Below are 19,743 nucleotides of genomic sequence, written 5' to 3'. Positions count from 1 at the left end.
GCGGCGGGTTCGCTTCCCCGGCAGAAGGGCCTGCTAGCGCGAGGCCGCGGGCACCAGGACCCAGAGGACCACGGCCTCCTCGTCGGCGGGGTTGATCCAGGAATGCGGTTCGCGGCCGGGGAAGGTCACCGAGTCCCCGGCCTCCAGCTCCAGGCGCTCATTGGCCAGGACCAGGACGAAGCTGCCGGAGACGACGTGCAGCACCTCCACCTCGCAGTCCACCGAGTACAGTTCCGCCTCGCCGGCGCCACGCGGCTCAATCACGGCCCGGATCACCTGCAGCCGCTGCTCGGAGCGGGCCGTGAGCAGCCGCTCGACGATCCCCTCCCCGCCGAGGGAGATGCGGGGGGCCTCGGCCAGCCGGACCAGGTGGGTGTCCGGCTGCGCGAACAGGTCGCCGATGGACAGGCTCAGCACCTGGCACAGGGTCACCAGCGAGGCGACGGACGGGGAGGTGAGGTCGCGCTCGACCCGCGAGAGGAAGCCCTTGGTCAGCCCGGTGGATTCGGCCACCTGTTCGATGGTCATGCGCTGGGCCTGCCGCGCGGCGCGGATCTTCGCCCCGATCGCGAGCGGCGCGTTGCTGGGTTCGACGGGCAGGACCTTCATGGCTGGGTTCTCCGGACGGCAGGGCGGGTGGTGGACGGCGGACCGCTGGGCACCAGCCTAGGGGAAGTTGACGTGTTAGTTGAGTCACATTAGCCTAATGGGCAACATACGTTTACCAATGGTAAATGAGTCTGCCCGTCTCCTCCCTGAAAGGCCCGCCCGTGGACTACATCAACGCGGGCATCGTGATCGTCTACCTGGTCGCGATGCTCCTGTTCGGCTGGTGGGGCAAGTCCCGCACCAAGAACTCCAGTGACTACCTCGTGGCCGGCCGCAGGCTCGGCCCGTTCCTCTACACCGGAACCATGGCCGCCGTCGTGCTCGGGGGCGCCTCCACCGTCGGCGGCGTCGGGCTCGGCTACAAGTTCGGCATCTCCGGGGCCTGGCTGGTCATCGCCATCGGCGCCGGCGTCCTGCTGCTCAGCCTGCTCTTCGCGCCCACCCTGCAGCGGCTGAAGATCTACACCGTCTCGCAGATGCTGACCCTTCGCTACGGCAGCCGCAACGCCACCAACACCTCGGGCATCGTGATGCTGGCCTACACCCTGATGCTCTGCGCCACCTCCACCAGCGCCTACGCCACCATCTTCGTGGTCCTCTTCGGCTGGGAGCGCTGGGCCGCCATCGCCATCGGCGGGGCGATCGTCCTGGTCTACTCGACCGTCGGCGGCATGTGGTCGATCACGCTGGCCGACCAGGTGCAGTTCGTCATCAAGACCATCGGCATCTTCTTCCTGATGTTGCCGTTCGCCCTGAACGCGGCCGGCGGCTTCGCCGGCATCAGCGCACGCGTCGAGGAATCCTTCTTCCAGTGGAACGGCATCGGCGTGCAGACCATCATCACGTACTTCGTGGTCTACACCCTGGGCCTGCTGATCGGCCAGGACATCTGGCAGCGCGTCTTCACCGCCCGCACCCCGCAGGTCGCCCGCTGGGGCGGCTCCACGGCCGGCGTGTACTGCATCCTCTACGGGATCGCCGGCGCCGTGATCGGCATGGCCGCCCGCGTCGCGCTGCCGGAGATCGATGTCGCCTCCATGGGCAAGGACGTCGTCTACGCCGAGGTGGCCACCCAACTGCTGCCCGTCGCGCTCGGCGGGCTGGTGCTCGCCGCGGCCGTCGCCGCCATGATGTCCACCGCATCCGGGGCACTCATCGCCGCCGCCACCGTTGCCCGCGCCGACGTTTCCCCGTTCGTGGCCAGCTGGTTCGGACGGCGCATCGAGGTCAACACGGACCGGAACCCGGAACACGACGTCCGCGCCAACCGCATCTGGGTCCTGGCCTTGGGGCTCGTCGCGATCGTCCTGGCCATCCTGGTCAAGGACGTCGTCGCGGCCCTGACCATCGCCTACGACATCCTCGTCGGCGGCCTGCTGGTGGCCATCCTGGGCGGCCTGGTCTGGAAGCGGGGCAACGGCGTGGGCGCCGCACTGTCCATGGCCGTCGGCACCGTGGTGACGCTCGGCACCATGATCTACCTGGAGATCAACGCCGCGGCACCCCTGGACGGGGTCTACGCCAACGAGCCGATCTACTTCGGCCTCGCCGCCTCGGCCGCCGTCTACATCATCGCGAGCCTGGCCACCCCGCCCACGCGGCCGGAGGTTGCCGCCGGCTGGAGCGCACGCGTCGCCGGCCGGAACCCCGACGGGTCGCCCATCATGGACGACGGGGCCGTGCTGGAACAGCGGGCCTGATCGGTACACACAGTCACGCCGTCCACACGGCACCGCCCGTCCGCACCCGCGGGCGGGCGGTGCCGTGTGTTGTGGTGCCGCCGGTCCGGCCCGCGGAACGCCGCGGTTTTTCCTTCCGCGGGGCCCGCGGCTATGCTTGAGGGTTGAAGGGGAGTAGTTCCTGAACCGCCCGCGGCCACGCAGGGCGTATGCGGCTTGTCGACATACTGGTCACCACCGTGACCCGGCAATCCACCCGGCTCCAGCACAACGGCGGCACCGCCGCCGCGGACCGGGCGAACGAGACCTTCGGCCCGCCAGGCGCGGTCCGAAGCTCGCCGTACCCCTAAACCAGTTCAGGCAGAGCCGATCGGACCAGCGCCCCCGGAAGATGATTCCGGGGCACGACGACCGAACGAGGACTGATTCATGACACCGGACACCGTACCGGCCGACCCGTCACCCGCCGACTCCCCCCAGCGCGACGCCGTCGCCCCCCACCGGAACCCCACCCACGCCCAGATCCGGCGCTGGCGCAAGTATCTGGCCGACGAGCGCGCCGAAGGCGCCATCTACCGCGAACTGGCCGCCCGCCGCGAGGGCGAGGAACGCCAGATCCTCCTCGGGCTGGCCCAGGCGGAGCTGCGCCACGAGATGCACTGGCACCGGATGCTCGGCGAGCACGCCCACCGCCGCGCCCGCCCCTCCGCCCAGCGCGTGGTGCTGCGTGCCCTCGCCCGCCACTTCGGCTCCGTGTTCGTCCTGGCGCTGGCCCAGCGCGCCGAAGGGGCCTCCCCCTACGCCGAGGACACCGACGCCACCCCGCAGATGGCCGCCGACGAACTGGTCCACGAGGAGGTGGTGCGCGGCCTGGCCGTTCGCGGACGCAACCGCCTCTCCGGGAACTTCCGCGCCGCCGTGTTCGGCGCCAACGACGGACTGGTCTCCAACCTGGCGCTGGTCATGGGCATGGGCGCCACCGGCGCCTCCAGCTCCCTGGTCCTCTTCACCGGATTCGCGGGCCTGCTCGCCGGCGCCCTGTCCATGGGGGCGGGCGAATACGTCTCCGTCCGCTCCCAGCGCGAACTGCTCTCCGCCTCCAAGCCCACCCAGATCACCCTCACCGCCGCCCCGAACCTGGACCTGGACGCCAACGAACTGGTGCTGGTCTACAAGGCCCGCGGCATGTCCCAGGAGGCCGCGGAGCACCGTGCCGCCGAGCGCATGGGCTACTTCTCCTGCGACTGCGACCCGTCGCTGTCGCTGCACCCGGAGAAGGCGGACGAGGACGAGCTGGAGCACGAGACGGTCGGCTCGGCCCTCGGCGCCTCCGCCGCCAGCTTCTGCTTCTTCGCCTCCGGCGCGATCGTGCCGATCCTGCCCTACCTCCTGGGGCTGACGGGAGCGCCGGCCGTCATCGTCGCGACCGTCCTGGTGGGCCTGGCCCTGCTCTTCACCGGCAGCGTGGTGGGACTGCTTTCCGGCGCCTCGCCGTCCAAGCGCGCCTTCCGCCAGTTGGGCATCGGCCTGGGGGCCGCCGCCTGCACCTACGGCCTGGGCCTGCTCTTCGGAACCACCGCCGTCTAGCGCGTGGGGCAGGCCCTTTCGTGTCGACTTCGTCGCCCGTTCGCGGCCTGCCCCGCACGCTCCGCACACGGGGACCCCTGGCCGCTCTCTTGCAGGGACCCGGCTGCCCCACGCTTACACGGCGCGGGGGCGCTCAGGACGCCGCGCCGACACCCCGCTTTGGTGGCCGGGGCCGTCCTCGTGAAACGATAGGAGGATGGCCGAAACAGCATTTCCCCTCATCGACGCCCGCGAGATCCTCCGCGTGGTGGGAGGCGCAGCGTTCACCCGTGGCAAGGGCTACGCCAACGCTGCCACGATCAGCGGATTCGGCTGGGACGGCGCCGGCCAGCTGCTCTCCGGCCAAGTCTCCGGATCGGCTCCGGAGCCCTACCGCACCGCGGTGCGCCTGGCGGACAAGAAGGGCGCCTGGACCATCGCCTCCACCAGCTGCAGCTGCCCCGTGGGCTCCGGCTGCAAGCATGCCGCCGCCCTGCTGATCTACTCCAACGCCCTGCACCTGCAGGCCAAGGACGTCTTCTTCCGGGACACCGCCGCCACCGCCCCGGCCTGGCAGGAGTCGCTGACCGGACTGCTGGCCACCGCCAAGCCCGCCGCCCGGGCCCACGGGGCCGACCGGCAGCCGCTGCAGCAGATGGCCCTGCAGTTCGACCTGCAGGACACCACCATCCAGGCGCACCGGCAGTGGGCCCCAGGTTCCGGCGTCGGACGCCAGGTGGCGGCCGCCCAGCGCTGGCGCCTGGGCGTGCGCCCCATGGTCCGGTCCGGCAACGGCCGGTGGGTGCGCGGAAACCTGCGCTGGAACACCATCAGCTTCAAGACCTACGGCCTGAACCTGGACGCGGAGCAGCACCGCTGGTTCTGCCAGTTCGTCCCGCTCTACCGCGCCAACGGGCAGCTGTACTTCGGCGAGGACAACGACTGGCTCTTCCTCGACGAATTTTCCTCGCCGCTGCTGTGGCCGCTGCTGAAGGAGACCGTCGCGCTGGGCATCGAACTGACCAGCACCCAGCCCGGGCTGCACATCGAGGTCGGCGGCACGGCGGGGGTCTCGTTGGTGGCGGCCGGATCCGCGGCGGGCATCGAGCTGGCCCCGACCGTTGCGCTGGACGGGGCGCAGCTGACGGTGGATGCCGACCTGGCCGCCGGCGCGATCGGCAACCACGGGGTCTACGCGCTCGACGGCGGCGTCCTGCGGCTGGCGCCCACCGGCCGCCGGCTCGATTCCGCCGAGCTGGAGCTGCTGCACCGCCGCGAGACGGTCACCGTTCCGGCCTCCGACGTGCCCGTCTTCCTGGCCAAGATCTACCCGCGGCTGGGCCGGCGCATCGCCGTCGCCAGCCCCGACGCGTCCGTCGAGCTGCCGGCCATCCTGCCGCCGAAACTCAAGCTCTCGGTGCGTTTCGAGGCGGACACCGCCCACCTGGCCTGGGACTTCGACTACGGGCCGGTCGCCGTGGAGGCGGACACCCGCGACACCGCGGCCGAGGCCGCGCTGGAGCAGCGGGCCCTGGCCGTCCTGGCCCAGTCCCCCGTGCTGGAGACCCAGGTCCTGGCCCCGCGCACGCTGCACGGCCTGGACACCGTGGACTTCGTGCGCCGCACGCTGCCGGCGCTGGAGGCCCTGGAGGACGTGCGCGTCGAGACGGCCGGCGAGCGGCCCACGTACCGCGAACTGACCGAGGCGCCGGAGCTGACGGTCACCACCGTGGAGTCGGAACAGCGCGACTGGTTCGATCTGGGACTGGTGATCTCCGTGGGCGAGCGTCGCATCCCGTACGCGGACATCCTGCGCGCGCTCTCCCGCGGGCAGACGAAGCTGCTCATGACGGACCGCACCTACCTGTCCCTGGAGCAGCCGCTCTTCGACAAGCTGCGCGCCCTGGTCGGCGAGGCCAGCCAGCTGCATGACAAGCAGCACGGACTGCGCATCACCCGCTACCAGGCCTCCCTGTGGGAGGAGCTGGACGCCCTGGCCACGCACACCGAGGCCCCGGACTCGTGGACCGAGTCCGTCGGGTCGCTGCTGGCCCTGGCCGAGGTCGGGCCCGTCCCGCTGCCCGCCGGGCTGAACGCGCAGCTGCGCCCCTACCAGCGCGACGGCTTCGCGTGGCTGGCCATGCTCTGGCGCAACGGGCTTGGCGGCATCCTCGCCGACGACATGGGCCTGGGCAAGACGCTGCAGACCCTCGCCCTGATCCTGCACGCCCGCGACAGCTGGGCGGAGGACGCCGTGCAGTCCTCCCAGCCGGGCCCGTTCCTGGTGGTCGCACCGACCTCCGTGGTCTCCAACTGGGCCGCGGAGGCGGCGCGCTTCGCCCCGGAGCTGCGCGTGGCCTCCGTCGGGGACACCCAGGCCAAGGCGCAGCAGGGGCTGGCCGCGCTGGCCGCCGGGCACGACGTCGTGGTCACCTCCTACACGCTCTTCCGCCTGGATGCGGAGGCCTACCAGGAGATCGCGTGGGCGGGCCTGATCATGGACGAGGCGCAGTTCGTGAAGAACAAGGCGACCAAGGCCCACCACGCCGCACGGGACCTGAACGCCCGGTTCAAGCTGGCGATCACGGGCACCCCGATGGAGAACAACCTGATGGAGCTGTGGTCCATCTTCGCCATCGTGTCCCCGGGACTGTTCCCGTCCGCGGTGAAGTTCGGCGAGCAGTACCAGCGCCCCATCGAAAAGCAGGGCGCGGCGGAGTCGCTGGAACGGCTCCGCCTGCGGGTGCGCCCGTTCATGCTGCGCCGCACCAAGGACGCGGTGGTCACCGACCTGCCGCCGAAGCAGGAGCAGGTGCTGCACGTGGAGCTGGCGCCGAAGCACCGCCGGATCTACGACACGCACCTGCAGCGCGAACGGCAGAAGATCCTGCAGCTGGTGGAGGACATCGACAAGAACCGGTTCACGATCTTCCAGTCCCTGACGCTGCTGCGCATGCTTTCCCTGGACGCGTCGCTGGTGGATGAGGAGTACGCCGGCGTGGCCTCGGCCAAGCTGGATGTCCTGTTCGAGCAGCTTGAGGACGTGCTCGCCGAAGGCCACCGGGCGCTGGTGTTCAGCCAGTTCACGTCCTTCCTGAAGAAGGCCGCCGAACGGCTCGAGGCCGAGGGGGTGGAATACGTGTACCTGGACGGGTCAACGCGCAAGCGCGGCGAGGTGATCGACGCCTTCAAGTCGGGCAAGGCCCCCGTGTTCCTGATCTCGCTCAAGGCCGGCGGATTCGGGCTGAACCTCACGGAGGCGGACTACTGCTTCCTGCTGGACCCGTGGTGGAATCCGGCGGCGGAGTCCCAGGCCGTGGACCGGGCCCACCGCATCGGGCAGACCCGCAACGTCATGGTGTACCGGATGGTCGCCAAGGACACCATCGAGGAGAAGGTGGTGGCGCTGCAGGACGCCAAGCGCCAGCTGATCTCCTCGGTGATGGACGAGGGCGAGGGCTTCGGCTCGGCCCTGACCGCCCAGGACATCCGGGACCTCCTCAAGGACTGAGCCGCTCCCCCGCCCCCTCCCGCCCCCGACTTGCGGGGAAACATAACGCCGGACTGTTGAGCGGCATGACGGCGGGCGGAGAACGCGGGTGCGCGGAGCCCGCGCCCCGGGTTAGGCTGGTCACAGCTTCACGAGACATGGCCCCGCGCCCGCAGGACTTCCCTTCCAGGGGTCCCGCGGGCGGCGAACAGCTCCGACTGGCCATGCACCAACCCCGCGGTGGGGCGCGTTCCGCGTCCCGGATTGTTTCTCCCGACTTGCTCGGGGGGTGGTTCGGATGACGAAGCGGCCCGTGCGGCAGCCGCCGGCGGGCAAGAGCGATCCGAAAGGTCCTGCCATGTCGGCACGTCCCCTGCCCCACGCCCTCCCCGCTCCCGCGCCGCGCGCGCTGGCGTTCGTTCCCGAGCCGGTCGTGCCGGTCTCGGCGCACAGCGCCCCGCGCTTCGCCAACGACTGGATCGGCGCCACCCTGCGGCTGTGCCCGGAGCGCCGGATGGTGCGCATCGCCGCCGGCACGCTGGAATGGCTGCTGGCCGCCGCCGATTTCGACGCGCTGGCCGAGGCCGCCGGGAGCCTGGGCCCGCTCGCCGTGGAATGGAACCCCGACCTCGGCCAGGTCCTCGTCCCGGGCGGGCACCTGCGCGGCGGCGCGTCCTTCTTCCGGCTCCGCGCCTGACCTCCTCGCGGCCTGACACAACGACGACTGTCTGGCGCAACGAAAACGACGGCGGTGGGTGCGGTCCCTAGGGACCGCACCCACCGCCGTCGTACCGGTTCTGCACCCGGCCATCGCTAGGCGATGGCGATGTCCTTGGTGTCGTGCCGGTAGTTGATCGTTACCGTCCCGCCCTCGTGGGTGAGTTCGTGGTTCGCCCCGTCAAAGCTGCCGAAGGCGCCGTAGTTCTCCGCCCAGGACCGGTTCAGCGCGATCTTGAAGCTGTAGGTGCCGGCCGGCAGGTCCACGGTGCGGACCCAGCTGAGTGTCGGGGCATTGAACTCCATCTGCACCTCGTCCAGTTCGGGAGCCCAATCGGCCGCGCCGCCCAGCAGCGCGGCAAAGTCGCCGGCAATCGCCACAGCTTCCGGCTGGCCGGAGCGGCCAGCGGACTCCCCGGCAGGTGCCTCTTCCTCGCCCTGTGCCGGTTCCTCGGCCTGTGCCACTTCCGGGGCCACCTCGGCCTCCGGTGCCGCCTCCGCGGGGGCCGGGAGTTCGGTGCCGGCCGGCACCGGGGTGCCGGAGGCGAGAGCCGCACCCAGTTCCTCGGGGGTGGGGAACGCCACCAAAGCGCGCAGCCCCTCCTCGGTGATCGCCCAGCCGCTGCGTCCCTTGACCATCCATCCGGCCTTGACCAGCTTCGCGGTGGCGGTGGTGAGCGCCTTGTACCCGCGCGGAACACCGCCGGAGAGCAGGTGCGCTTCCTGCTCGTCGAACGGGTGCGCAGCCACGGCCATGGACAGCACCGTACCCGCGTTCGCATTGCCGCCGTCCTGGTCGGCCGCGGCCAACCCGTCCAGAACCGCCTTCAGCCGTGCCTCAAGTTTCGAGTCCTTCGCCATACCATCCCCTTTTCACAGAACAATCCAGAGCACGCTCCCCGAGCGGACCCAACTCTAGCCTGCCGTAGCAAGGTTTCGAATGGAAGACGGGAATGTATAAAAAGAACGACGGCGGCAGGTGTACCTTCCCGTGGGGAGGATCCTGCCGCCGTCGTGCTATAAGGGGCTACCGCGGGGCAGCCTTAGAGGCTGGAGAGCTCTTCGCGCTCCGGGTAGACCTCGCGCAGCAGGTGCGCGGTCTCGGACGGGGTCTTGCCGACCTTCACGCCCGCGGCCTCGAGGGCCTCCTTCTTGGCCTGCGCGGTGCCGGAGGAGCCGGAGACAATGGCGCCGGCGTGGCCCATGGTCTTGCCCTCCGGGGCGGTGAAGCCGGCCACGTAGCCGACAACCGGCTTGGTGACGTTGTTCTTGATGAACTCGGCCGCGCGCTCCTCGGCGTCGCCGCCGATTTCGCCGATCATCACGATCGCCTTGGTCTCCGGGTCCGCCTCGAACGCAGCCAGGGCGTCGATGTGGGTGGTGCCGATGACCGGGTCGCCGCCGATGCCGATGGCGGTGGAGAAGCCCAGGTCGCGCAGTTCGTACATCATCTGGTAAGTCAGGGTGCCGGACTTGGAGACCAGGCCCACGCCGCCCTTGCCGGTGATGTTGGCCGGGGTGATGCCGACCAGGGACTCGCCGGGGGTGATGATGCCGGGGCAGTTCGGGCCGATGAGGCGGGTGATCTGCTTGCCGTCGGCGTCCACCTTGGACTGGGCCAGGGCCCAGAACTCGGCGGAATCCTGCACCGGGACACCCTCGGTGATGATCACGACGAGGCCGATCCCGGCCTCGATGGCCTCAACCACGGCGTCCTTGGTGAATGCCGGCGGAACGAAGACGATCGAGACGTCCGCGCCGGTCTCGGCGATGGCTTCCTTGACGGAGCCGAAGACCGGGAGGGTCTTGTCGCCGTGGGTGACGGTCGTGCCGGCCTTGCGGGCGTTCACGCCGCCCACGATGTTGGTGCCGGCGTGCAGCATGCGCGCGGTGTGCTTGGAGCCTTCGCCGCCGGTGATGCCCTGGACGATAACCTTGGAATCCTTGTTGATGAAGATAGACATGTTCTTTTTCCCCTGAATCCTTAGGCGTTCGCCAGTTCGGCGGCCTTGTCGGCGCCCTCGTCCATGCCCAGCGCCAGGGTCACCAGCGGGTGGTTGGCCTGGGCCAGGATGTGGCGGCCCTCTTCGACGTTGTTGCCGTCCAGGCGCACGACGAGCGGCTTGGTGGCCTTGGCGCCCAGGATCTCCAGGGCCTGCACGATGCCGTTGGCAACGGCATCGCACGCGGTGATGCCGCCGAAGACGTTCACGAACACGGACTTGACCTGGGAGTCGTTCAGGATGATGTCCAGGCCGTTGGCCATGACCTCGGCCGACGCGCCGCCGCCGATGTCCAGGAAGTTGGCCGGCTTCACGCCGCCGTGGTTCTCGCCCGCGTAGGCGACGACGTCCAGGGTGGACATGACCAGGCCGGCGCCGTTGCCGATGATGCCGACCTCGCCGTCCAGCTTGACGTAGTTCAGGTCCAGTTCCTTGGCGCGCGTCTCGATCGGGTCGGCCGCGGCCGTGTCCTCAAGCGCAGCGTGCTCGGACTGGCGGAAGTCGGCGTTCTCGTCCAGGGAGACCTTGCCGTCCAGGGCGATGATGTCCCCGGCGCCGGTGCGGACCAGCGGGTTGACCTCGACCAGGGTGGCGTCTTCCTTCTTGAAGACGTCCCACAGCTTGACGATCGTGTCGGCGACCTTCGGGGCCAGCTCGGCGGAGAAGCCGGCTTCCGCGACGATTTCCTCGGCCTTGGCCTGGTCGATGCCCACCAGCGGGTCGACGGCGACCTTGGCGAGGGCCTCGGGGCGCTCGACGGCGAGCTGCTCGATCTCCATGCCGCCCTCGACGGAGCACATGGCCAGGTAGTTGCGGTTCGCGCGGTCCAGCAGCACGGAGAAGTAGAACTCCTCGGCGATGTCGGCGCCCTGGGCGATCATCACCTTGTTGACGGTGTGGCCCTTGATGTCCATGCCGAGGATGGCGGAGGCGTGCTCGAAGGCCTCGTCCGCGTTCTTGGCAACCTTCACGCCACCGGCCTTGCCGCGGCCACCGACCTTTACCTGCGCCTTGACCACAACGACGCCGCCGATCTTCTCAGCAGCGAGCTTGGCTTCTTCCGGGGTGTACGCCACGATGCCGGCAAGCACGGGAACGCCGTGTGCCTCAAACAGATCGCGCGCCTGGTACTCATACAGGTCCACGTGCTTGTGTCCTTCTACGTCGAAGTAGTTCTTGACTGCGGAGGGTGCCGACGGTAGCCGGCGACTCCATGGGGAACTTTAGCCCCTAGGCGCTGGGCGCCCCATTCAGAGTATCCCTTTCGTGATGAAGCGCACAGTTCTACAAAAGGTAGAGACTTAACCTGGAAAAACCGCAGAAAACCGCGGATTTTCGGCAGGGCAAAGCCCCTCCGGCAGCTGGCGCCGGCCGCTTCCGGGCCGCCGGACTAGGCCAGTTTGGTGAGCGGCGCGTAGCGCAGCAGCAGGCGCTTTTCGGCGTCCCCGAACTTCACCTTCGCCACCGTCTTGTCCCCGGCTCCCTCCAGTGCCAGCACCACGCCGTCGCCGAAGCTCGCGTGGCCGACCTTGTCCCCGACGGACAGGGCGATGATCTCCTTCTGCGGCTGGACGCGGCCGGCCGCCCGGGCGGTCGGGGCGGTGCTCAGCGTCGCGGTCTCCGAGTCGCCGGCACGGCGCCCGCCGGTCCCGGACCCCCAGTGGGAGCCCTTGTCGTAGCGGCTGGTCGCGAAGTCGCGCTGCAGCGAGCCGCCGAACCCGCCCAGGGGGGTCCGTGCCCGGCCCTCCCGCTTCCAGTCGATCAGCGGTGCCGGGATCTCCTCGAGGAACTGGCTGGCCGGGTTGTACTGGGACTGGCCCCACAGGCTGCGGTACTCGGCCCGGGTGACGTAGAGGCGCTTGCGGGCCCGGGTCAGCCCCACGTAGGCCAGCCGGCGTTCCTCGGCGAGTTCTTTCTCGTCCGTCATGGAGCGCTGGTGCGGGAAGATCCCGTGCTCCATGCCCGTCAGGAACACCACCGGGAACTCCAGGCCTTTGGCGGTGTGCAGGGTCATCAGGGTGACCACGCCTTCCCGGCGGGCCATCTCCGCGCCTTCCTCGTCGGTGGGGGAAGCGGGAATCTGATCCGCGTCGGCCACCAGGGAGACCTGCTCCAGGAATTCGGCCAGCGACCCCTCCGGGTTGTCGCGCTCGTAGTCGCGCACCACCGCCACCAGTTCCGCCAGGTTCTCCACGCGGGACTCGTCCTGCGGGTCCTCGCTCTTGCGCAGCATCTCCAGGTAGCCGGTCTGCTCCAGCACGGCCTCCAGCGAGGCGGCGGCGCCGGAGCCTTCGGCGACGACGGCCAGGTCGTCGATGATCTTCACGAAGGCGGCGACGGCGTTGAGGCTGCGGGTCGCCAGCCCCGGGGCGTCCCCGGCTCGGCGCAGCGCGGCCATGAAGCTGCTCCGCTCGCGTTCGGCGAGCGCTGCGACGGCGTACTCGGCGCGGTCGCCGATCCCCCGCTTGGGCTCGTTAAGGATGCGGCGCACGTTGATGTCGTCGTCCGGGTTGACCAGCACGCGCAGGTAGGCCAGCGCGTCCTTGATCTCCTTGCGGTCGTAGAAGCGGGTGCCCCCGACGACCTTGTACTTCAGGTCCACCCGCATCAGTTGCTCCTCGAGGGAGCGGGACTGGGCGTTGGTGCGATAGAAGACCGCGACGTCGCCGGGGCGGATGCCCTCCTCGTCGTTGAGCCTCAGGATCTCGTCGGCGATCCAGCGGGCCTCGTCCTGCTCGGATTCGCCGACGTAGCCGACGATCCCCGCCCCGTCGCCCTCCGCGGTCCACAGCCGCTTCTCGGGCCGGTCCGGGTTGCGGGAGATCACCGCGTTGGCCGCGGACAGGATGTTCTGGGTGGAGCGGTAGTTCTGCTCCAGCTTGATGGTCTCCGCGTCCGGGTAGTCCTTGCCGAACTCCACGATGTTGCGGATGTCGGCCCCGCGGAAGGCGTAGATGGACTGGTCGGAGTCGCCCACCACGGTCAGCTCGCCCGGCGGGGTCGGCCCGTCGGGACCGGTGAGTTCGCGCACCAGGGCGTACTGGGCGTGGTTGGTGTCCTGGTACTCGTCCACCAGCACGTGGCGGAAACGGCGCCGGTAGGAGTCGGCGACCGCGGGGAAGGCGCGGAAAATGTGCACCACCTGGGCGATCAGGTCGTCGAAGTCCATCGCGTTGGCTTGGCGCAGCCGCTGCGTGTACCCGCGGTAGACGGAGGCCACGGCGGAGGAGAACGGGTCGTTCCCGGAAATGGTGGACGCGAAGTCCTCGTCGTCGATCAGTTCGTTCTTCAGCGCCGAGATCTTGTGCTGCATGGCCTTGGGGCTGAAGCGCTTGGGGTCCAGGTCCAGCCCCTTGGCCACCAGGGTGACCAGCCGCAGGGAATCGGCGGAGTCGTAGATGGAGAAGTTCGACTTCAGCCCGACGGCGGGCGCCTCGCGGCGCAGGATCTTCACGCAGGAGGAGTGGAAGGTGGAGATCCACATGCGGTCGGCGACGTCCCCGACCAGTGCTCCGATGCGCTCGCGCATCTCGGCGGCGGCCTTGTTGGTGAACGTGATCGCGAGGATCTCGTGCGGGCGGGCCCTGCCGGTGGCCAACAGGTAGGCGATGCGGTGGGACAGCACCCGGGTCTTGCCTGAGCCGGCGCCGGCGACGATCAGCAGCGGCGAACCCGCATGCTTGACCGCCTCCTCCTGTTGCGGGTTCAGCCCATCCAGCAGCGCGGCGGCATCGGGCAACGCGGGACGGCGGGCCGGGGCAGTGAAGTCGTCGAAGAGGAAATCCATGGTCCTTCCAGTCTACGGTTCGGCGCCAGTGGCGCTCCGGCCGCGCCCTCCGGCCCTCCGGTCCGGCCCGCTAGGATCGAGACCGTGTCCAAGAAGTCCGGCAAGCGCCGCCCCCAGCAGAAGCGGCGCCCGGCGCCGGCCACCCCGCAGCGGCCCGCACCCGGGCAGCAGCCAATGGTCCCGCGCAGCCCCACCCCGGCGGAACAGACCCCGAAGCAGTCCGCGTCGAACGCGGGCCTGATCCTGCTGGCCGGCTTCGGCGCGGCCCTCCTGCTGTTCTGGTACTACCACCTGCTGGTGCTGAACCAGATGACCGACCTCTCCGCCGGACTGGCGATGCCGGACCAGCTCGTCGGGGGCTTCGACGCCGCCCACGTCGAGGCGCTCCGGGCGGCCATGGACGCGGACGCGGCGGGCCAGCTGAACTACGTGCACAAGACCGCCGGCGTGCTCTTCACGCTGTTCCTGTCCGGCGCGACGCTGCTGGCGATCGCCCTGCACGTGCGGCGCCGGGCCCTGCGCTGGGCGCTGTTCGCGGTGCCGCTGGGCTTCGCCGTGGTCCGGTTCTGGGGCCAGTCGGCCATCGATGGGCTGCTCGGCTCCGCGGCGGCGTCTCCCGTCGACGCCGGGGCCGTCGCGGTGGCCAGCGTCCTTACCGTCGCGGGCTGGGTGCTGCTGTTCGCCACGGTGGCGGTGGCCGCCGGCGTGCTCCTGGCCTCCTTCAACCGGACCTTCCGGCAGAAGTGGGCAGAGGCCGGACTGGGCTAGCGCGTGGGGCAGCCGGGGCCCAGTTGGATGCACGGGCCTGGCTGTGATTACTATGGGGAAGGTCCGCGCACGCGGGCGCGCCCCTGTAGCTCAGTAGGATAGAGCGACCCTCTCCTAAAGGGTAGGCCATCGGTTCGATTCCGGTCAGGGGCACCACAGGGCCCGCGCACGGCCCGGGCCGCCCGAAGGACTCGGGCACAAACAAAAAAGGGGCCGTCGGCCGGAGTGGCGAGGAAGGCTCCCTTTAAACATCCCCAACACACTCCGGCACGACGGCCGGGCTTGGCTCTGTCCCCCGACAGCCGAACCGCCGTTCCCCCATCAATCCGGTGGCGGCCCCTGAGACTCGCACGCGACCCCTGATGGGCAGTTCGGATACCGCAGAGCCAATACGTATTATCTAAAGCTATTCGAATTAGGGAGTCAACCCGGTGAACAACTATTTCTACTGGTGTCCGAATGTGACGGGGGCCACGCTATACTCGTTGACTTAAATCCACTTTCCCGCCTTTTGTTACGGGCCTTTCCGGTTCCTCGCCTAGTGCAGCAGCAGCGCGCTGGCCTTCGGGGAGAGCACAGCGTCCATCACCGCGCAGGCGCCCCCGATCGCTCCAACCAGGTGCCCCAGGTCGGAACTCACCACCTTCACCCCGTGCAGGTCCCGGGCGACGAACCCGGCGTTGATGACCTCGGCCACGGCGCCCAGGTGGCGGCCCTCCAGCGCGGACCACAGCGGGCCGCCGAAAATCACCTTGTCGACGTCCAGGGCGTTGGCCAGGCGAATGGCCACCTGGGCGACCATCCGGGCGCCGCCGCCGATCAAGGCCTCGGCGTCCTCGTTGCCGGCCAGGGCTAGTTCGACGAGGCGGTTCATCCCGGCTGCGCGGCCGGCCACCGTGGCATCCAGCTCCTCCGGCAGGTCGATCCCGCGGCGGCGCGCCGAGCCAGCCAGCCTGGTGAAGGAGAAGGCGACGGCGAGGCAGTCGAGCCTCCCGCATTCCTCGCACGGTTCCGCCCCGTCCTCGACGAATTCCATGCCGGCCGAGAAGTGCCCGACCTCGCCGGCGTTGTTGCTCACCCCGCGCAGCACCTCCCCGTTGACGACGATGCCCGCCCCGATGCCCGCCCCGATGTACATAAAGAGGAAGTTGTCGCGCCCGTGGTCCGGACCCTTCCACAGTTCCGCGATGGCGGCCGCGATCGTGTCCTTCTCGAGGAGGACGTCCATGTCCAGCCGCCTGCGCAGCGGTTCGACGATCTCCACGTGGTTCCAGCCGTCCAGCAGCGGCGGGGCCGCAAGGAAACCGCGCTCCCGGTCCATCGGACCGGGGGCGACGACGCCGACGCCGAGGATGCGCTGGCGGGGCCGCCCCGACGCCTCGACCAACTCCTCCACGGCCGCGGCCATCGCCTCGATGGTGCGCTCCGGATCCTCCAGGGACGGCTCGTCCACGCGCTTGGAGACCACGACGTCACCCCGCAGGTCGAGCATGACCACGCTGACCATCCCCGGATCAACGTGGATGCCGAGGCTCAGCAGCCGGTCCGCCTCCAACTCCAGGACCGTGCGCGGCTTGCCCGGTCCCGACACGACGGTGCGGTCCTCCCGGACCAGCCCCTCGTCGAGCAGGCGGCGCACCACGTTGGAGATGGTCTGCGGAGACAGGCCCGTCGACTCCGCGAGCTCGACGCGGCTGATCCCTTCCGCAGCGCGGCGGATGGATTCGAAAATCACCGCTTGGTTGAAATCCCCGAGCCGGCCTAGGTTGGTACCCCGCTGCATGTGGTCTCCAGATTGTTGTTGATTGCTTGTAAAGCTATCAGGTCGACGGGCGCCGGGAACCATTCTTTGCACCGAAAATTACCCGGTCAGGGTCCAGTGGCAGCGGTCCACAACTTCGTCAAGTGTCCGACAAATGACGGATTGCTAGGGTTGGAACATGCCTTCGATCCTTACGGTTTCAGCCGTCCGCCTGCTCGATCCCGCCGGCCGCATCCTGTTGGTCCGCAAGCGCGGAACCACCATGTTCATGCAGCCCGGCGGCAAGCCCGAACCCGGCGAGTCGCCCGCCGCGGCGGCCAGCCGCGAGCTCGAGGAGGAACTGGGCCTGCGGGTTCCGGCCGCCGACCTGGAGCCGCTGGGAACATGGACCGGGCCGGCCGCCAACGAGGCGGACACGCTCATCGACGCCCACCTGTTCGGGGCGCCGCTGCGCGGCGAGCCCCGGGTGGCCGCCGAGCTGGAAGAAATGGTCTGGGAGGACCCGGAGGCGGCGCTGGCCCGCACGGACATCGCCCCGCTGCTGCGCGAGCACGTGCTGCCCGAACTGCTGGGCCGTTAGGCGGCCGTGCCGGTCGGGTCGGCGAACTGGGTCTGGTACAGCTCGGCGTAGCGTCCTCCCGCGGCGAGCAGCCCCGTGTGGGTGCCGCGTTCGACGATCCGCCCGTCCTCGACCACCAGGATCGCGTCCGCCGAGCGGATGGTGGAGAGCCGGTGGGCGATGACGACGGCGGTGCGCCCCTCGAGGGCCTCCGTCAGGGCCGCTTGGACGGCGGCCTCGTTGGTCGAGTCCAGGGCCGCGGTGGCCTCGTCGAGGATGACCACGCGCGGGGAGGCCAGCAGCAGCCGGGCGATGGTCATGCGCTGGCGTTCGCCGCCGGAGAGCCGGTAGCCGCGCTCCCCCACCGTGGTGTCCAGCCCGTCCGGCAGGGAACGGACCAGCCCCTCCAGCCTGGCCCGGCGCAGGGCGTCCCAAAGCCGGGCCTCGTCCGCGTTCGGGTCGGCCAGCAGCAGGTTGGCACGGATGCTCTCGTGGAAGAGGTGCCCGTCCTGGGTGACCATGCCGACGGTGGAGCGCAGCGAGGCGAAGGACACCGAGCGCACGTCCGTGCCGGCCAGTTCCACGGCGCCGGAATCGACGTCGTACAGGCGCGCGAGCAGCTGGGCGATGGTGGACTTGCCCGCGCCCGAGGAGCCCACCAGGGCGACTGTTTGGCCGGGGGCGACCTCGAAGTCGATGCCGTGCAGGACCTGCTGCCCGCCCCGGCTGTCCAGCATGGCGACCTCCTCGAGCGAGGCCAGTGACACCTTGTCGGCGCTCGGGTAGCCGAAGTTCACGTCGCGGAAGCGCACCCCCACGGGGCCCGCCGGCACCGCGACGGCGTCCTCCTTTTCGCGGATGAGCGGGACCAGGTCCAGGACCTCGAAGACGCGGTCGAAGCTCACCAGGGCGCTCATGATTTCCACCCGGGCGTTGGCCAGCCCGGTCAGCGGGGCGTACAGGCGGGTCAGCAGCAGGGCCAGCACCACGACGTCGCCGGGGGCCAGCTGCCCGCGCAGCGCATAGACGCCGCCGAGCCCGTACACCAGCGCCAGGGCCAGCGCGGCGACCAGGGTGAGCGCGGTGACGAAGAGGTACTGCCGCATCGAGGTCTTGATGCCGATGTCCCGGACCCGGGCGGCGCGCACCGCGAACTCGCGCGACTCGGCGTCCGGGCGGCCGAACAGCTTGATGAGGGTGGCGCCGGGGGCGGAGAACCGTTCGGTCATCTGGGTGCTCATCGCCGCGTTGTGGTCCGCGGCCTCCCGGCGCAGCGAGGCCAGCCTGGCCCCCATGCGGCGGGCCGGGATGAGGAAGATCGGCAGCATCGCCAGCGCCAGCACGGTCACCTGCCACGAGGTGCTGAGCATGACCACCAGCGTCAGGGCCAGCGCGACGACATTGCTCACCACCCCGGACAGGGTCCCGGCAAAGGCGGCCTGGGCGCCAATGACGTCGTTGTTCAGCCGGCTGACCAGCGCGCCGGTTCGGGTGCGGGTGAAGAACGCGATCGGCATCTTTTGCACGTGGTCGAAAACGGCGGTGCGCAGGTCGTAGATGATGCCCTCGCCCAAATTGGAGGAGAGCCAGCGCAGCCCCACGGAGACACCGGCATCCACGAGCGCGACGAGCGCGATCAGCAGGGCCAGGGCGATGACCGTCGATTCGGTGGAACCGGCGACGATCGCGTCCACCACGCGCCCGGCCAGGACCGGGGTGGCCACGGCCAGCGCCGCGGAGACCACCGAGACCGCGATGAACCCCGCCAGCCTCCGCCGGTAGCGTTTCGCGAAGGCGATGACGCGCTTTAACGTGCCCGGGGCGAAAGCCCGCCCCTTGTTGGCCGTGGACATCCGCCACAGCGAATTCCAGGCGGCACCCTCCATGCTCATGTTCGTTCCCGTTCCCGCGCCGTCCGGCGGACCGCAGCCCCCCGGGCCTTCATACCCGTATCCAGCCCACGAGTCTACTCCCGCCGGCGCTGGGGGCCCGTGCCCGGGCGGCGCCGGCGGTCAGCCGCCGCAGCGGGCGGCGGCACGCTCGACGGCGGCAGCCACCTCCGCCGGCGCCTCCAGGGGCGGGGTGTGGCCCACCCCGGGGAGCAGCGTGAAGCACGCCGAGGGGAACAGTTGGGTCCAGGCGCGCGAATCCACCGGACGGCGTTTGGGGTCGCGTTCCCCGTGGAGCAGTTCCACCGGCACCCCCTCCAGGGGCGGGCGTCCCAGGAAGTCTTCGCCGGCCTGGCTTTCCAGGATGCTCAGGGCCGGGCCGGAGCCGACGGAGCGGCTGTACCCGACCATCTGCCCGATCCAGGCCTCCCGCTGCCCCGGATCCCCGGAGGAGACGTTCAGTTCGGCGTACCCGCGCCAGTCGGCGTCCGAGCGGGCGACGCGCAGGCCCTCCAGCATGGGCCCGATCGAGGCGTGGGCGGCCATGTTCGGCCCGCCGTCGACCAGCACCAGCGCCGCGACCCTGGCCGGGTGCAGCACGGCGGCCATGGCGGCGATCGCGGCCCCGGTGGAATGGCCCACCAGGATCACCGGCGGCCCGCCGCGGGTGAGCGCCACGACGTGATCGGCCACCCGCACCAGCGTGGGATCGGGCACCTCCCGCATCCAGTCGACCGTCACCGGGCGGAAGGCGCCCGTCCGCTCCAGGAGCGGGACCACGGCGTCGAACACCGAGGCCGGGACCAGGGTTCCAGGCAGCAGCAGGACCGGGCGCATCGGACGGCTCCTTCGTGGTGCGGATGGCGGTGCTGGTGGCGATGCTAGTGGCCCGTGCCGGCGATCGGTACTGGTGA

The 19,743-nt window shown here is 70.0% G+C and carries 15 protein-coding genes and 1 tRNA gene; 8 read left to right on the top strand and 8 right to left on the bottom strand.

The annotated features are described in order from the left end of the window. Positions 1 to 33 precede the first annotated feature (33 nt). On the bottom strand, positions 34 to 609 hold the full coding sequence (locus tag ABD912_RS22600) for a cupin domain-containing protein (RefSeq protein ID WP_345154592.1): 576 nt from the start codon (positions 607 to 609) through the stop codon (positions 34 to 36). Between the two features lie 125 nt (positions 610 to 734). Here ABD912_RS22600 and ABD912_RS22595 point away from each other — a divergent pair, with 125 nt between their 5' ends. From ABD912_RS22595 to ABD912_RS22575, 5 genes are all read left to right on the top strand, one after another. Next, positions 735 to 2,309: a sodium:solute symporter family protein gene (locus ABD912_RS22595; RefSeq protein ID WP_345154591.1), complete on the top strand. Its 1,575-nt coding sequence runs from the start codon at positions 735 to 737 to the stop codon at positions 2,307 to 2,309. Between the two features lie 188 nt (positions 2,310 to 2,497). Further along, positions 2,498 to 2,638: a hypothetical protein gene (locus tag ABD912_RS22590; protein WP_345154590.1), complete on the top strand. Its 141-nt coding sequence runs from the start codon at positions 2,498 to 2,500 to the stop codon at positions 2,636 to 2,638. 79 nt (positions 2,639 to 2,717) lie between these two features. Then, positions 2,718 to 3,875 carry a VIT1/CCC1 transporter family protein gene (locus ABD912_RS22585; RefSeq protein ID WP_345154588.1) on the top strand — a complete coding sequence of 386 codons (1,158 nt, stop codon included), beginning with the start codon at positions 2,718 to 2,720 and terminating at the stop codon, positions 3,873 to 3,875. 196 nt (positions 3,876 to 4,071) lie between these two features. Next, the gene (locus tag ABD912_RS22580; RefSeq protein ID WP_345154586.1) at positions 4,072 to 7,365 is read left to right on the top strand and encodes a DEAD/DEAH box helicase; all 3,294 of its coding nucleotides are present in this window, start codon (positions 4,072 to 4,074) and stop codon (positions 7,363 to 7,365) included. A gap of 337 nt (positions 7,366 to 7,702) precedes the next feature. Then, positions 7,703 to 8,041, top strand: a complete 339-nt coding sequence (locus ABD912_RS22575; RefSeq protein WP_345154583.1) for a hypothetical protein — start codon at positions 7,703 to 7,705, stop codon at positions 8,039 to 8,041. A 116-nt stretch (positions 8,042 to 8,157) separates the two neighbouring features. Here ABD912_RS22575 and ABD912_RS22570 read toward each other — a convergent pair whose 3' ends face one another. The 4 genes from ABD912_RS22570 to pcrA all read right to left on the bottom strand — a co-directional run bounded on the left by ABD912_RS22570 (position 8,158) and on the right by pcrA (position 13,851). Continuing rightward, complete coding sequence (locus tag ABD912_RS22570; RefSeq protein WP_345154580.1) at positions 8,158 to 8,922, bottom strand: pullulanase X25 domain-containing protein; 765 nt, start codon at positions 8,920 to 8,922, stop codon at positions 8,158 to 8,160. 182 nt (positions 8,923 to 9,104) lie between these two features. Then, a complete protein-coding gene (gene sucD, locus ABD912_RS22565) occupies positions 9,105 to 10,025 on the bottom strand; it encodes a succinate--CoA ligase subunit alpha (protein WP_345154578.1) in 921 nt (306 codons plus the stop codon). A 20-nt stretch (positions 10,026 to 10,045) separates the two neighbouring features. After that, positions 10,046 to 11,209 carry an ADP-forming succinate--CoA ligase subunit beta gene (gene sucC / locus ABD912_RS22560; RefSeq protein WP_345154576.1) on the bottom strand — a complete coding sequence of 388 codons (1,164 nt, stop codon included), beginning with the start codon at positions 11,207 to 11,209 and terminating at the stop codon, positions 10,046 to 10,048. A 245-nt stretch (positions 11,210 to 11,454) separates the two neighbouring features. Then, the gene (pcrA, locus tag ABD912_RS22555; protein ID WP_345154574.1) at positions 11,455 to 13,851 is read right to left on the bottom strand and encodes a DNA helicase PcrA; all 2,397 of its coding nucleotides are present in this window, start codon (positions 13,849 to 13,851) and stop codon (positions 11,455 to 11,457) included. 84 nt (positions 13,852 to 13,935) lie between these two features. Between pcrA and ABD912_RS22550 the strand changes: the two genes are divergently transcribed. After that, positions 13,936 to 14,619, top strand: a complete 684-nt coding sequence (locus ABD912_RS22550; protein WP_345154572.1) for a hypothetical protein — start codon at positions 13,936 to 13,938, stop codon at positions 14,617 to 14,619. 79 nt (positions 14,620 to 14,698) lie between these two features. After that, positions 14,699 to 14,775, top strand: a tRNA-Arg gene (locus ABD912_RS22545). Positions 14,776 to 15,157: 382 nt separating this feature from the next. On the opposite strand, the gene ABD912_RS22540 is transcribed toward ABD912_RS22545, so the two are convergent. After that, entirely contained in the window at positions 15,158 to 16,402 is a 1,245-nt protein-coding gene (locus tag ABD912_RS22540) for an ROK family transcriptional regulator (protein ID WP_345154570.1), read from the bottom strand. Between the two features lie 157 nt (positions 16,403 to 16,559). On the opposite strand from ABD912_RS22540, the gene ABD912_RS22535 reads away from it, so the two are divergent. Then, positions 16,560 to 16,961 carry an NUDIX hydrolase gene (locus ABD912_RS22535; protein WP_345154568.1) on the top strand — a complete coding sequence of 134 codons (402 nt, stop codon included), beginning with the start codon at positions 16,560 to 16,562 and terminating at the stop codon, positions 16,959 to 16,961. Here the strand turns inward: ABD912_RS22535 and ABD912_RS22530 are convergent. Together ABD912_RS22530 and ABD912_RS22525 are read right to left on the bottom strand one after the other, a co-directional pair. After that, positions 16,958 to 18,832 carry an ABC transporter ATP-binding protein gene (locus ABD912_RS22530; protein WP_345154565.1) on the bottom strand — a complete coding sequence of 625 codons (1,875 nt, stop codon included), beginning with the start codon at positions 18,830 to 18,832 and terminating at the stop codon, positions 16,958 to 16,960. The genes ABD912_RS22535 and ABD912_RS22530 overlap by 4 nt on opposite strands. Positions 18,833 to 18,952: 120 nt before the next feature. Next, complete coding sequence (locus ABD912_RS22525; protein WP_345154562.1) at positions 18,953 to 19,666, bottom strand: alpha/beta fold hydrolase; 714 nt, start codon at positions 19,664 to 19,666, stop codon at positions 18,953 to 18,955. Positions 19,667 to 19,743 lie beyond the last annotated feature (77 nt).

The sequence above is a fragment of the Arthrobacter ginkgonis genome, assembly GCF_039540195.1.
Lineage (GTDB): Bacteria > Actinomycetota > Actinomycetes > Actinomycetales > Micrococcaceae > Zafaria > Zafaria ginkgonis.
This window is presented reverse-complemented; position numbering and strand designations above follow the sequence as displayed.

What these genes read in the sequence shown, in the direction of transcription:
- ABD912_RS22600 (WP_345154592.1), bottom strand. Translation starts at nt 609, where the DNA reads ATGAAGGTCCTGCCCGTCGAACCCAGCAACGCGCCGCTCGCGATCGGG.
- ABD912_RS22595 (WP_345154591.1), top strand. Translation starts at nt 735, where the DNA reads ATGAGTCTGCCCGTCTCCTCCCTGAAAGGCCCGCCCGTGGACTACATC.
- ABD912_RS22590 (WP_345154590.1), top strand. Translation starts at nt 2,498, where the DNA reads ATGCGGCTTGTCGACATACTGGTCACCACCGTGACCCGGCAATCCACC.
- ABD912_RS22585 (WP_345154588.1), top strand. Translation starts at nt 2,718, where the DNA reads ATGACACCGGACACCGTACCGGCCGACCCGTCACCCGCCGACTCCCCC.
- ABD912_RS22580 (WP_345154586.1), top strand. Translation starts at nt 4,072, where the DNA reads ATGGCCGAAACAGCATTTCCCCTCATCGACGCCCGCGAGATCCTCCGC.
- ABD912_RS22575 (WP_345154583.1), top strand. Translation starts at nt 7,703, where the DNA reads ATGTCGGCACGTCCCCTGCCCCACGCCCTCCCCGCTCCCGCGCCGCGC.
- ABD912_RS22570 (WP_345154580.1), bottom strand. Translation starts at nt 8,922, where the DNA reads ATGGCGAAGGACTCGAAACTTGAGGCACGGCTGAAGGCGGTTCTGGAC.
- sucD (WP_345154578.1), bottom strand. Translation starts at nt 10,025, where the DNA reads ATGTCTATCTTCATCAACAAGGATTCCAAGGTTATCGTCCAGGGCATC.
- pcrA (WP_345154574.1), bottom strand. Translation starts at nt 13,851, where the DNA reads ATGGATTTCCTCTTCGACGACTTCACTGCCCCGGCCCGCCGTCCCGCG.
- ABD912_RS22540 (WP_345154570.1), bottom strand. Translation starts at nt 16,402, where the DNA reads ATGCAGCGGGGTACCAACCTAGGCCGGCTCGGGGATTTCAACCAAGCG.
- ABD912_RS22535 (WP_345154568.1), top strand. Translation starts at nt 16,560, where the DNA reads ATGCCTTCGATCCTTACGGTTTCAGCCGTCCGCCTGCTCGATCCCGCC.
- ABD912_RS22530 (WP_345154565.1), bottom strand. Translation starts at nt 18,832, where the DNA reads ATGAGCATGGAGGGTGCCGCCTGGAATTCGCTGTGGCGGATGTCCACG.
- ABD912_RS22525 (WP_345154562.1), bottom strand. Translation starts at nt 19,666, where the DNA reads ATGCGCCCGGTCCTGCTGCTGCCTGGAACCCTGGTCCCGGCCTCGGTG.